The sequence below is a fragment of the Endozoicomonas sp. SESOKO1 genome (assembly GCF_024606265.1).
Lineage (GTDB): Bacteria > Pseudomonadota > Gammaproteobacteria > Pseudomonadales > Endozoicomonadaceae > Endozoicomonas.
Map to the genome: position 1 here is coordinate 1 of NZ_JAHHPP010000330.1, position 13,048 is coordinate 13,048.

Here is a 13,048-nt window from a genome sequence, read left to right on the forward strand (position 1 = left end):
GTAAGGCCACAGACTGCTGTTTTCAATGGCTGATGGGTTTTCGGACAAGCACTAAATAAAGTCGAAATATACTCGCTGGGCATTATGATGGCGGTTATTGCGTACCCGATATACCCTGAAGTCGCCCGTGAGCAGCTGATGATGTACAGACCATTCAGCAAAGCACCAAAAGTTATTGAAGATGACTTTTTCCTAAAGTCCCAAGTGGTACAGGATGCCATTGAAAAAAGCAGAAAGTTTGAAAACGCCTACCGTTTGTCTTGGCCTCTGAGTGCCTACACACTATCAATGGAGAACAAAGCTAAAGCAACAAATGCAATAGCGGTTGATCAGCCAACAACTCTTGATCTCTATCAAGAATTGCTGGCTGAGCAATGTCCACTTAAATTAGTCCATGAATTGTTGAGTTATAATTTCAGGCAGCATAAGCAAATAGCGTGAGCAACCTATCCAACAAACTTTCAATACAGCGACTGCCGTATGCCTCAGACGTTTCTAACGACAGCGACTGAGCACCGAGTACCGGTATCTGCACCTGGTCACCGTAGGCATCAAAAGGTGCTGTATGAAAATCGAGAAGCTCATCATGGGAATGGGCATAAAGAATAATCATGGCTTTCACCAACCCGCCATTAGCCGAGACTGCCGCCGAATTGGTAATACCATGAACGTATTTCATAGTGCATTCCGGCAGGTACTGGTTAAAGGCCTGCTCACGGGTGGTGAATTTGGCATCCAGAACCAGCAAGCCGATAAGCTGCCCATTACGCCGCACTTCCAGGGTAATATCTGGCTCCCGTCGGGCAAATTCCCACTCTCTTATTCTTCCTACGTAATTATTTCTTGCTTCGCTGACCGAGCGGTTTTCCGTATTGACGATGTTTCCGGCTTGTGAGTGACCAACCATCCAGTACACTGGCTCATAATTCAAACTGAGACTCAGGTTATTCACCTTGATGTGCAACGGATGCGACAGATCGCTTCCCTGATCTTCTTGCTGCCCTTTTGCCAAAAGCCATCTTCTTATCCGGATAAAAGCGTAATACTCAAATAACCCCGGCATGGAGTTGATAGCAAGAAACTGTTGCTGGGGTGGTTTCCCATCCAGCCTCGGTTGCTGATACCAGTCAATGGCCATTTTGAATAACGTCAGGTAATGTTGGTTGCCCCGTACTTTTGCCGTTATTTTTGGTAAAGCATTCACCCCTATGCTTACCGGCAGCCGTTTCATAAACTGCTGTCGAAGTAAAAGCAACCGTTCCTGACAAGCCTTGAGAACGACCATCTGCTGACTATTAACCTGATGAATCCACACCTCCATACAGGCAAAAAAGCTAAGATAGCCTTCATGAGCATTCTGCAACCGGCTCAGTCCAAAAGGAGCACAATGCTTAAGTAGATCCGCAGTAACACCGAGCAAGCTGTCCAGATACCCGGTCAATACCTGATTCTCGTAAGTATCCGTATATTCCCGCACTGTTGGTGCTAACAACTCAGTCGCGCAATACATTCGTCCATCGAGGTGAAGATGAGATTGACTATTGTCGTCTGTTTCCTCCAGCACGGACAGGTTATCCATCAACCACGCCAGACTCTGATCTCCCGGGGCATAAACGTCAGCACCCTGTTGCAGGGCCATATCCGTGGTCAGTGTCCGTATAGGTCGGATAAAAACCTGTGAAGCCAGCACTTCCAGCTTACTGGCGTTAGTCAAAATACGCTCCACTAGCTGACTCTGCTGTTCACCATAACTGGCACCTTGAAACCGGGTGGCACTTTCCTCACAGGTCAGATCACTCTCGGTTTCAGCCAGTATAAAGTTCACCATTTGGCCGGCTTGTTTCGCCGTCCGGTTTCTGGCCAATACCTCCACTGGCCCGGTATCAAAACGTTCAATACACTCGTCGGATTCCAGCTGTAGCGTAAATTTTGCTACTCCGAAGTAATTAAAAAACAATGCATCCCTTGTGCCGTTTTCCCGGTAAGGTGGATACCACTCAAACTCCAGGGCATTGCTATTACGCCCCTGGGTAAACGTCAGTAAACGCTCACCCAGAACCAGGGACAGCCGATCACAGGCACGCTCCACCCTGACAAAAAATGCCAGGGCTTCTGTTTCCAGAACATAGGGCATGGATGCGGTTTCCTCATGCACCTCATCCCCCAACGTCAGGTCAAAACGCATTCCCTGCCTTGCCCCATTTAAGACTTCAACCTCAAACTGCATACCGGCTCCGTCAGAAAAATGCATAGGATCCGGCATAGTTATCACCACTGGCCAGGATGTCTTCTACCAGGAGCGCCGTTCTGGTCAGACTGTTTTGCACGGCATGATCACGAAGCAACTCCAGTCGCTTCTGGAAGTTTTTGCCATGCCCGTTAATCAGCGGAATGGCATGCTGGGAAAGAGCAAAATCCGCCGCATCTTTCCGGTCAAGATAACGGCAGGCCACTTCGTAGTAGGCGAGCATGGCATTACGCTTGCGCTGGCTGATCAATACCGGGTTACCATATTGGCGATCGCGCATTTCAAGAATGTCGTAGCATCCGGATAGAACGGGTGGCGCGTCTTCGGTGAACTCCTGAGGCAAACCGAAGTAGTGTTCCAACTGCTGCATCGGAATTGCACCATCCAGCACCAGTGAGCCAAACTCCCGGGCAGATGGTATATGAGGGATATCCATAGAAACGACAGGTACCCGATTGCACAATCTTGGCGATAAAGGCTCTGTCGTATGATCATTATTAATAGTCGCAATAAACCTGAGATTTGCCGTGGCTGTCAGAAAGCGATCATCACCGGGCATGCCAGTATCCAGGCTGCGATGACGACATTCATAATCACACATCGCCAAAAAGTCGGACCAATAATGTTCCATTGGGCTAAGGTTGGCTTCATCCAGCAACACCAGCCTTAGCATCCCGGCGGCCTGCTCCTCTTCCCCATGGCGGAGAAACTGGTATAAACCGGTTTTTGCTGGCTGATACACACCTTTCAGACTATTGTAAAAACCCATCAGGTCGCGCCCGGAAACCCAGCCACGGCTGACAGGAATATTCAGGAAATGTTCATTACCACTGTCGCCTTCTGCCAGATGATAAGCCTCCGCTAATCGAATGGCCGTTGATGTCTTGCCAGAACCCGGCAGCCCTTTGAAAACTGTAAGAAACGACTGTTGAACGGTGATCAACAGGTTTGCCATCTCTTCATAGGAGAATGGCCGTCCCCTCTGATCGAACACGTCAACCAGGGATTGAATAATCTGTATTCCATTCTCCGGTTGGGTCGTCACCATTTTGGGTGGCAGGGGTTTAGACTTGCGATTGTCCGTTTCATAAGAGTGCCCCTGAAGCAGGTCGAGCATGGTTTTCATCTCGGCCAGTTCTTTTGGCAGGTCCGGGCTTTTCAGTTTTGCTTCCAGCGCGTTTACCGCATCCTCCAACCCTCTTTCCCGACGCTCCAGAAATTTCACTTCAGAATTTAATTCTTCAATATCATCGACGATGCGCAGCTTATCCAGGGCCGCTGCCGTTTTGTCAGACAGTGATTCCAGCTCCTGCTGCCTTGCTTCGATGCTGCTTTCCAGTGTTTGCAGCAACCGGTTTCGTTCTTCCTGAACCTCATGAATATTTTTCGTGCGAATCTCTTCAATTGCCTTTAGGGCTTTGGCTTTTTCCCGGGCAATCGACGTCTCTATCTCCTGCTCTTTTCTCTGTTTTCTGGACTGAAGATCACGAATTTCAATTTCCAACTGCTCTTTTTTGGCCTTCAGATCTGGCAGGTAATGACTGGCAATACCCGGGTTGTCGGATAGATAGGCTGTCAGAAACAACTTACCATCAGCACTTTTCAAATACTGATCGATGATTTCTTCACCAACACTACTGCCACTGAGGTATTTATCATAGATCTGTTTCAGCCGGTTAATGCGTTCTTTATTTGCCGCCAGTTTCTCCTTTTTCTGATAGTCGGCGATGACTGACTTCACGCTCTCCGCCTCTTTACGGCTGATGGATGGTGCGTTCTTACCAAACTTCCCTTTGGCAAAATAGGTGATGAGTTGGGCATCCGGAATATAATCCAGCGCCTGCCAATCGGCCTTCAGAACCTGACCAAAATGAGCAAGTGATGAAATAAAACCGTCGTAAGCAAGATGGGTATTGTTGCTATCCGCCGTCAGGTAAACCTTTTTATCCGTAGCCGTCAGGAGATCTACCCGGGCAATAAAGTAGTTGGGTATATTCAGACCGACATGGCTGTAGGGCGTGCAGATCACTTCCCCATCGACGAAATCTGCGGTGAATGGCCCATAGATATGACCACTGTGTCGAATAAAGAAAGGTACTCGAGGAAAATCCCGGTTCAAATGCATACGACCTGAACTGACATCCGGTAACGTTGTCTCAATCACCGGCATCATCTGATTAACATCCATGGGCCTTACTGCAACCGAGGTTGACCAGTGATCGTGGTGGTCCGATGAATAGCCGATATCTTCCAGACTTTGCGGGCTGTAATTATCCAGAATAAACAGCTCCCCCTCCCTGAACTTCTGGTCTATCTCCTCATAGCCTTTACTGATCCATATACCGCCTGTAGAAAAGGTTAAATGATCCGGCCTGCTGATCGTGCCATCCAGTGTATTTCTGGTAAATATAATTCTGACGACGCCCTTATCTGAGCTACCCAGAGCAGAGTCCTTGATAACGAACAGTTCGGGTTTATGAGTGTCGTACATGGTGAAATCTCAGATAGTGACTCTGAACAGGCTGAGTCGTGGTTACTTTAGTCAGCTGATCCTCAGAGTTCATTAGGGGGTTATAGTGCGTGGATTTTATTATTAAACGGAATTACGAAGGTAGTCGTTTCTGTCCTTAATGCGGGAAAATTAGAGATATTCTGTCATGCCAATACCTGAAAAAGCATGGCATCTACCCTCTTCAGAAGTTGTCTGACTAGTCAAGAAATGCTTCAGCACCAATCAGGGGAAGCAGCTTCAGGATCGCTTCTTGATAAACGGCTTTATCCACATGACCAACTCGTTCAGCCCGGCGATGCTGCCAGTCCAGGGTACGGATCAGCCCCGGAATAGCGAAGGATGGTTCAATATCCAGCCCGCCGACCTCAACAGTAGCGGGCCGTTTTTTCCCCCGGGAGCTGATGGGAATACAGATGGCCTGACCAATGGTCTCGTTATACAGGCGCGAAGAGAGCACCAGGGCAGGCCGACGCTTGCCGATCTCGCTTCCCTTGCCCGGATGAAAATCAAGTAGGACAATATCGCCCTTTTCGGGTATGTAAACCCCGGAACCGGTAGCAGCCATCAAAAGTCGTCTTCCCCTGGCCGTGTATCTTCCAGCCAGTCACTGATGTTATTGTCTGCCAGCGTCTCCTTCAGGCTGGCAACCAGCTCCTCTTCTGAATAAGGCAGTGAATTGGCGGGCACCTTGCGGCGGATAAACAGCCCATCGGCATGGATGTCAACCTCGACACCCATACCTTCTTCAAATCCGGGAATATCCCGCATCGGTCCGCTGATCCGCAGAGCCAGGCCATTGCCCCAGCGTTTGATGGTGGATTCTGTCCGCATAACCCTCTCCATATCAACTCTATAGACAGATCAGCATATACGATATAGACACCCTGACAAAGCAGCGGTCCCCGATAGACAGAAACATTGTGAGCAGAGAAGCATCAAACTCAATAAAACGATGTCAAGCATCACCCTGTCAAATCACAACGATAGGCATCACCACATCTTAATTTTTTCATTAAGGTAGTGAAGGTCAATCACTGGTGACATCCATTCTCTAGCTGGGGTTACACGAAAAGCAAATTGAATGCTATCCCCCACCAAAGGAGTTTCACTACGATTTATCACATTGCAATTCTCTAAACTAACACGCACAAAACCCGGCCTTTTATCGGTCACATTCGCTAATAGCCCTCTACCTGCTGTTGTAGTAGAAATTTGCAAACCGATTGGAGCTACAGGAACAGTCGCCAATTTCCACCCTATGTACATCGATCCTTGCATTCCCCCAACATCCGTTATCCATGTATCAGGGTCGTAATCCTCATGTGCAATTAAAAACCTTACACCAATTCCAAAACGGCCAGAGTCGCCGCATTTCCAGATGCTCTCCAGATTGAATTTTGCATAGGGAGAGCCACTTTCCCCCGGAGCAGGTGTTCCCGCATGAGGAGGGGGGATCTTATCCAGAATATCTTGCATACTACTTGAGCGGTAATCATCTTGCAGGGAAAATGCCGGCAATGAGAAAAATAAAAGAATAAACGCCAGAATTTCTTTCGTAATTGACTGGCTGGCTACGCAGGATGCCATATACATTTACCTCTAAATGAGCGGCAGCTTTTGAAAAAAGATGCAACAGAACCAAATTAAACAAATAGCATGAATGCCATGGGTTCCCATACTGCCGTTACAAACCCGGCCAGGGATATACAAAGTCCGAAACATATCTCACAACGGTTAAATCGCTTGATAAAAGCAAAGACAGTAACCAGTATTATACCTGCCAGAGAAGACAGGATAATTACCGGGATCAGTTTGCTCCAGCCAAGCCATGCTCCAAGTACAGAGAGCAACTTAACGTCACCATAGCCCAGCCCCTCTTTACCCGTGATCAGTTTAAATAACTGATTCACGCCCCGGAGGAAAATGTAACCGGCAATGGCTCCCCAGAGCGCATCCTGCAGTGGCACCAATACATTAAAACTATTCACCACAAGTCCAACCCATAACAGGGGAAGGGTTATTTCATCAGGCAACAGTCTGGTATTAAGGTCAATCATGGACAAAGCCAGCAGGGACCATGATAAAACACAGAGGGCCAGGGTTTGCCAACTTACCCCGAATGTCAGGCCAATAATGACCGCCAATACAGCGGCTATTAATTCGATGAGTGGGTAAATACCAGAGATAGAGCTATGGCAACCGGAACATTTCCCACCCAGGAAGAAATAACTGAAAACAGGCACATTCTCCCAAAATCGAATTTTGTGGCCACAACCCGGACAGGCAGACGCTGGTAAAGCCAGGTTGTAGACTGGCAGATCGTCTTGTGTTTGATCTGGATACAGGTACTGCTGAGAAGTCTGCAGCCATTCCCGTTCGATCATAATGGGTAAACGATGAATCACCACATTAAGAAAACTGCCCACCATTAAGCCCAGTACAGAGAGAAATGAAACGAATAAAAAAGTTGAGCCATGCAATAGCTCAATGAAAAACGGCATCAAATCAAACTCATTACTGCCGCAGTCGAAGCATTATTTCCAAAAGCCAAAAGATGGACAACAGGCTTCAACTGCGAACTAACGTTAAACTGAAAATATCCTTTACGTTATGACAATCAGATTAATCCACGACATGACTACATGGATGAACTCAATGAATCCACCAGGGCAAATACGGCAACAAATATCCAGATAACAACCCCGGCCAGGATCAACAGAGACACAACTTTCAGACCAGCAGCCAGGCCGGCAATCTTTTTATGTACACCCTTGTTCGCCTCTTCCGCAAGCTTTTTCATAACATCGGCAAAGTTTGGCAAGTCGGAATAGATGGCAATGGTCAGAAGAATCTTTTTATTCAACAAGCCAGTATCAAGTGCATTTTTATATTCCATGCCTGCTTTCATACGAGCTTCAATCTGTTTTATATGGGTCGCGAGCCAGCGGTTTTTGGTGTTACTCAGCAGTTGCAGACCATCGTTAAAAGGGACTTTACTGTCGAGCAGTGATGACATATTGGACAAAAACAGAGAAGCTTCAATCTCCCGGACGTAGTTAAAGGGGATCAATTTATCCAGCACATTATTACGAATACTACCGGTTACCGTGCGGGCAGCAAACGCAATGGCGACTGCCAGAATAGCCATAACAGCCAATATATTTATCCACAGGCCACCGGCCAGGGAGTTACCGAAGTTATAAAGTATTTGCGTCGCCGTCGGCCATCGGCTTACCGGCAGGAATGAAACAAACGTTGGAAATACATTGGTTGCGTACCCGGCAATAACACCCAGGGTAACCGCAAACATAATCAGCGGAGTCATCACCGCTGAAATCACCTTACCCTTGATTTCGTCAAACTCGAGCAACAGCTTTTTAATGTTGTCCAGACCATCGGCCAGTCGTCCAGAGCTTTCTGCGACATCGACCATGGACACTTCTTTTTCAGGAATCAATCCATCCAGCGCATTCGCCAGCGACGAGTTATCCTTCATGCTTTCCTGGATAACGCCCACTGATTTTACGAAGCTTTTGCTGTAAACACCCTGCCCCTCTCGCTGGATTTTACCGAGGCCGTCAAAGAGCGGTACGTTATCACGGAGCAGGTCAGTCAGCATTGAGTAAATTTCAATTCTGTATTTTTTGGCAATGCCTTTCATAAATTAACTGCTCATCCACAGGGTCTATATGACCAAACTGATGTAAGAAAAAGGTGTTACATAACGTGCCATCCAGCACATAGCTATAAGCTTTGTCCTTAAGAGTGAAGCCTTCGCCCAGGGAGCCGTCGCCGAGGTCATACTCGGTTTTTTTCTCCCGATATTTCACATAAAGTCCGAGCCAGTCCTGTTTGGCAATCAGATCCAGGTCCTTTATCGTCGGCACAAAAAACTCAATTAACAACACGCGGGAACTGAAGCCGGTATTGTTACATTTGCTGCAACCCTGGTCGCTGGCAACAAAAACCGTCCGGTTAAAGTCAGGCTCAACGATTTGCACCTTGCAGCTATCACAAAGCCTGGGTGCCAGCTTCTGGTTAGTGACACCGGAAAGAAATCCCGGCGAGGACAGTTTATCCAGCTTCATGCCAAGACCGGCCAGACGCTGCATAACGGCGATAACCGAACCGGCATGAATCGTCGTTAAACAATAGTGGCCACTGTCAACCGCACTGGACAGCGCATCAATGGTTGCCGCGTCACGAATCTCGCCAATCATGATGACATCCGGGTCCCGGCGCATGGCAGAGCGTACCGCTCCGGCAAATGGATTGCCGCCAGAACCATCCGGAACGATCGAACTTTGCTGAACACCCTTGATCTGGTATTCAACCGGGTCTTCTACCGTGACAAAACAACCTTTTCCCTTATGGTTAACGTTATAAAGAAGCTCAATGTATTTCTTTAACGAGGTTGATTTTCCGGAACCGGTAACGCCGGATACCACAAACAGGCCATGGGAATTATCAAGAATTCTGGCAACCAGGGCAGTACTCGCCGTGTCATAACGAAGCTGGTCATAACTCAGGCAGATATCGCTTTTGTCCGATGGGAAAATCAGACGCAAAACCGCATGGTAGTTCTGGCCGCTCTCACCAAACAGTGGCATATGGGCATAGCGCAAGCGATAAGACCCGGTATCCAGGTGAATTATAACGTTGGCATCCTGGGGAATACGACGGTTCCACGTAGTCTCCTTGGTAGAGGCCATGACGTTATAAAGCACGAACATCCATGAATCCGCATCCTGGCTCAGAATCTCCTTATGGACTACCAGTGAGCCATTGACCCTGAATTTGATCGCACAGGCCACATCTTCCCGGACAATATGTATGTCACTGACCCGCAACTTGATGGCAGCCTTGATGATCTTGAGGACATTCTCCTGAATGTCACTCAACTCACCCTGGGTGCTCTCATGCTGCAGTTGGGCAACAATCAGTTTATAAACAGTTTCCGCAACAATATATAAGGGATACTCAACCGCCACACCCAAATAGCTGAGTTTATAGATAGAGTTAAACTTCAGCAGGGTCACCACCTGTCGCTCGATGTCATCCACCTTGCAAAACACGTCGGACCCTTTTAAATAAAATTGATGTTGACCGACCTCCCCGGCGGTCAAGCATTGCAAATCAAAGAACATTGGTAGTACGGCTGCCTTTCTGGAATGACAATTTCTCACCATTCACGCGCAGTGTCCAACCGTTCACCTGTTCACCAGACACCAACGATATAAGACTGCCGTTAATCCGGAAAGTGAACTTTTTCTGCGACCCATTGTTTACCACATAAAGCAGTTCAGGTTTGATGTCGTCCCGGCCAAAAGTATTGTTAATCGCAGGCTTGGCTGAAGAAGAAGCCGTCCGAACCGCAGCATTGGCACTGCCATTCAGATCGGAAATCTGTTTTTGCAGCTCAAGAATTTCAATCTGGTTTTTTAACTCGGTAACACGCTCGAAGTGCGCTTCACTTTGTTCCAGAAGATCAGCATGTGCAGTGACGCTGATAAACATGGCGAATACTGGAAAATAAAAATTTCTAAATAATGTGTTCATTAAAATCGTGCTCCAGATCAAAGACAAAAATAATTGATATTCAGCTTCACCGACTGATCAGTCACCGATAAATCAGTGAGAACGGTATCCGCTGAAAGCACACTGTCAAGTATGCTCAAGCTATCCAGGTCAATACCGGTAATACTGATCGTGCCATATTGTGTATCCGCGTTCATAACCCAATGGTAGCCAGAAATATTCGTAACCCTTTTAGGAAACCCGATGGTTAACGAAACACCGGAAAGTCTCTGCAAGGCACTTTGCAGGTTATAAAGCTCTGTTATCTTGGTCGTACACTGATGAAACACCTTACTTTTGTCATAAGAAGCGTCAGTGGTCAGCTCCGGATACAATTGAGTCCTGAATTCACTGGCATAGGAAAACTCCAGTTTCTGTTGATCAAACTGGGGTTTGACTGGTTTACCGTCGCGGATAATGTCAACGACAGTAAACAACTCGCCATCCCCTTTTTTGAACAGCAGTTTGCAATTTTCACGGCATTCCAGTGTATTCAATTCCCAGTTCCTGGCCTGGAAGTAAATCCTGTCCAGCCATAACTGCTCATAAAAGGAACTCAGGCCACGGTAAGTAAGTCCTGAAAACACTTTTTTGAAATCATTTGCATAGGTATTTTTATCACCGTTTTCTTTTGCAACTTTCTGCCGTTGCGCCAGTTCCACCTTTTTTGTCTGCTCAATTTGCCAGTAAGCGAAACCTCCGGCAAAACAGGCAATGATCAAAACAACTCCGGCAATGGCCACCACTGCATTAGCTTTTATCAGAGTACAGGCAAATTTGAATTTGCTATCAACTACTTCTCTTATGCGCATACTAAATCACAAAATAAAAGATACCGGCAACGAGGGCAACAGCACCTAGCAACATGACAGTGAGAATTTGATTTCCCTGTTTCTCACTGGGCCTGATTTTCTGGGTCCTGACCTTATCCGAAGCCAGTACGTCAAGTTGCTCCCGTGAGAGAACAACCCGTTCAACCTCAATCAGCTCTTCAATGGGGATACCATGAATTTTCAGGGTATCAAGGCATTGAATATACTCATTCTGATAAATCAGGATATCGCTTATTCCGTCAACGGAAATCAGGGAGTTATCAATTCCTTTATCAACCAGTGAATATGGAATAAAGATATCCGGATTGATCTCATTGTTTCCCTTCGTAGAGACCAGGGAATGACTACTGCCATCTCTCAACTTGACCGAATAGAGACGCCTGTAAGGTTTATCAGCAAAGTCAATCCCTTTTATCTCCGCGTCAGATAACCAGATATCCATCATCAACCGCCGGTCACTTCACAAAGCTGTTGCTTTTATAACTGTTAACACCGATCAGCACCGCAAAGTAGCGGTCTTTGCCCTCGTGGGAAGTAGCGCCGCCCAATAACTGCAAGCCTTCATTATCCTGCACGGAGGTATCGCGGAACAACGTAATCAGGCGAACCTCACCGGAATCCATGGTCACAGTAGCAGAGGACTCATTCTCATCCACCACCGGCAGCGATACGCCCTCAGCACTGCCCATTTCCAGCAGCTGCTTGCGGGAGAAACTGGATGTCACCATGATCCGGCCATCTTCCAGAATTTTGGGCAGCAACATCATGCTGAAACCGGTAACCAGGTCCGCCACCTCTACAGTGCTGGAATCACGCTCACTGTCACCGTTGCCAAAGGTGTATTCTATGCTGGAGATATACTTTTCATTGGTGGTGATATTTAACGGAATAACCCGGTTAGGCAACGTCACAAAATGCGCCTCATGCTCAACAGACTGCGCCAGGTCATTAATCACGGCGTTCATATTGGTGCTGATATTTTCATCCGTGACCGTCAGCTGATCAATAATGCCTGAAATGGCATGGGTCGGGTTAAGCGCTACCCCACTGCCGATAGCATTCTGGACCCCCACGGCCAGGGCCAACTGGTTCAGCTTGGATTTACTGAATGAGATCACCCGGTAGTCAATGGCAATCTGCATCTTGCTCTCTTCAACCATTCTATTGAAAAAAGCATCCATCAGATGAAACTTCTCCGGACGGGCACGGACAGAAACCAACGAGTAGTCTTCAAAAACCGTAAACTTTTCATCCTCTTCCAGAGAATTATCGAGGAACTCTTCAATACGCTCCCAGCTGTTGGTCTCAAATTCAATATCAGCACTGCCCGACAAACCACCGGAAGCGCCACCAGTGCCACCAACGGTAAAGCTGGTGCTGTAAGCGTTGCCATCAAAATACTGCTGCAAATTGAATACGTGATTTTTATAGTAATACGCCTTGACCAGATCATTCCGGGCAAACTCAAAGTGCATGTTGAAAGCACTGCTCAGATAATCGAAGAAATCCAGCAGCGAACCGGCAAACTTCACGTTTACATTTTTTCTGGTGGCATTCTCTGCCAGCTCATCCGCCATGACATACTGAATTTTATACTGGCTGGACAACCCATCCAGCACCGTCTCGATATCAATGGGATACTGGCTCTCAAACTCAACATACATGCCCTTGAAGCGATCATCCTGCGGAGCAATGCGCTCTTCGCTCAAGTAAGCGGCATCGACAAACTGAAGGTTCTTGCTCAGCTCACTATTGACCTGCTGGCTTTGATCAACCTCACGACGCTGTGCTTCGTAATCAGGAACCTGGACCAGGTCAAAACTGGAGCACCCGGAAAGAACCAACGATGAGATGAACAGGGTTAACGCTTTTTTCATA

General features: G+C 47.3%; 13 protein-coding genes. 1 reads left to right on the forward strand and 12 read right to left on the reverse strand.

What is annotated here, in order from left to right; translation table 11 throughout:
- Nucleotides 1-84 precede the first annotated feature (84 nt).
- Nucleotides 85-441 (forward strand): hypothetical protein, encoded by a 357-nt coding sequence (locus tag KDK13_RS14955; protein ID WP_257285775.1) that lies wholly within the window; start codon nt 85-87, stop codon nt 439-441.
- Here KDK13_RS14955 and KDK13_RS14960 read toward each other — a convergent pair.
- From KDK13_RS14960 to KDK13_RS15015, 12 genes are all read right to left on the reverse strand, one after another.
- The gene (locus KDK13_RS14960) at nt 416-2,227 is read right to left on the reverse strand and encodes a hypothetical protein (RefSeq protein WP_257285776.1); all 1,812 of its coding nucleotides are present in this window, start codon (nt 2,225-2,227) and stop codon (nt 416-418) included. The genes KDK13_RS14955 and KDK13_RS14960 overlap by 26 nt on opposite strands.
- Before the next feature lie 10 nt (nt 2,228-2,237).
- On the reverse strand, nt 2,238-4,739 hold the full coding sequence (locus KDK13_RS14965; protein ID WP_257285777.1) for a hypothetical protein: 2,502 nt from the start codon (nt 4,737-4,739) through the stop codon (nt 2,238-2,240).
- A 217-nt stretch (nt 4,740-4,956) separates the two neighbouring features.
- Nucleotides 4,957-5,325 carry a type II toxin-antitoxin system PemK/MazF family toxin gene (locus tag KDK13_RS14970; protein ID WP_257285803.1) on the reverse strand — a complete coding sequence of 123 codons (369 nt, stop codon included), beginning with the start codon at nt 5,323-5,325 and terminating at the stop codon, nt 4,957-4,959.
- Nucleotides 5,325-5,591, reverse strand: a complete 267-nt coding sequence (locus tag KDK13_RS14975; RefSeq protein WP_257285778.1) for a hypothetical protein — start codon at nt 5,589-5,591, stop codon at nt 5,325-5,327. The genes KDK13_RS14970 and KDK13_RS14975 overlap by 1 nt, the downstream gene beginning before the upstream one ends.
- Nucleotides 5,592-5,750: 159 nt before the next feature.
- Nucleotides 5,751-6,347 (reverse strand): hypothetical protein, encoded by a 597-nt coding sequence (locus tag KDK13_RS14980; protein WP_257285779.1) that lies wholly within the window; start codon nt 6,345-6,347, stop codon nt 5,751-5,753.
- 56 nt (nt 6,348-6,403) lie between these two features.
- Nucleotides 6,404-7,261, reverse strand: coding sequence for an A24 family peptidase (locus KDK13_RS14985; protein ID WP_257285780.1), 858 nt, complete (start codon nt 7,259-7,261; stop codon nt 6,404-6,406).
- Between the two features lie 137 nt (nt 7,262-7,398).
- Nucleotides 7,399-8,421 (reverse strand): type II secretion system F family protein, encoded by a 1,023-nt coding sequence (locus tag KDK13_RS14990; RefSeq protein ID WP_257285781.1) that lies wholly within the window; start codon nt 8,419-8,421, stop codon nt 7,399-7,401.
- Complete coding sequence (locus tag KDK13_RS14995) at nt 8,390-9,835, reverse strand: ATPase, T2SS/T4P/T4SS family (protein WP_257285782.1); 1,446 nt, start codon at nt 9,833-9,835, stop codon at nt 8,390-8,392. Before KDK13_RS14995 ends, KDK13_RS14990 begins: the two co-directional genes overlap by 32 nt.
- 61 nt (nt 9,836-9,896) lie before the next feature.
- On the reverse strand, nt 9,897-10,319 hold the full coding sequence (locus KDK13_RS15000; protein ID WP_257285783.1) for a hypothetical protein: 423 nt from the start codon (nt 10,317-10,319) through the stop codon (nt 9,897-9,899).
- 17 nt (nt 10,320-10,336) lie between these two features.
- A complete protein-coding gene (locus KDK13_RS15005; protein ID WP_257285784.1) occupies nt 10,337-11,149 on the reverse strand; it encodes a tetratricopeptide repeat protein in 813 nt (270 codons plus the stop codon).
- A gap of 1 nt (nt 11,150) precedes the next feature.
- The gene (locus KDK13_RS15010) at nt 11,151-11,615 is read right to left on the reverse strand and encodes a hypothetical protein (RefSeq protein ID WP_257285785.1); all 465 of its coding nucleotides are present in this window, start codon (nt 11,613-11,615) and stop codon (nt 11,151-11,153) included.
- A 10-nt stretch (nt 11,616-11,625) separates the two neighbouring features.
- Complete coding sequence (locus tag KDK13_RS15015; protein ID WP_257285786.1) at nt 11,626-13,047, reverse strand: hypothetical protein; 1,422 nt, start codon at nt 13,045-13,047, stop codon at nt 11,626-11,628.
- Nucleotide 13,048 lies beyond the last annotated feature (1 nt).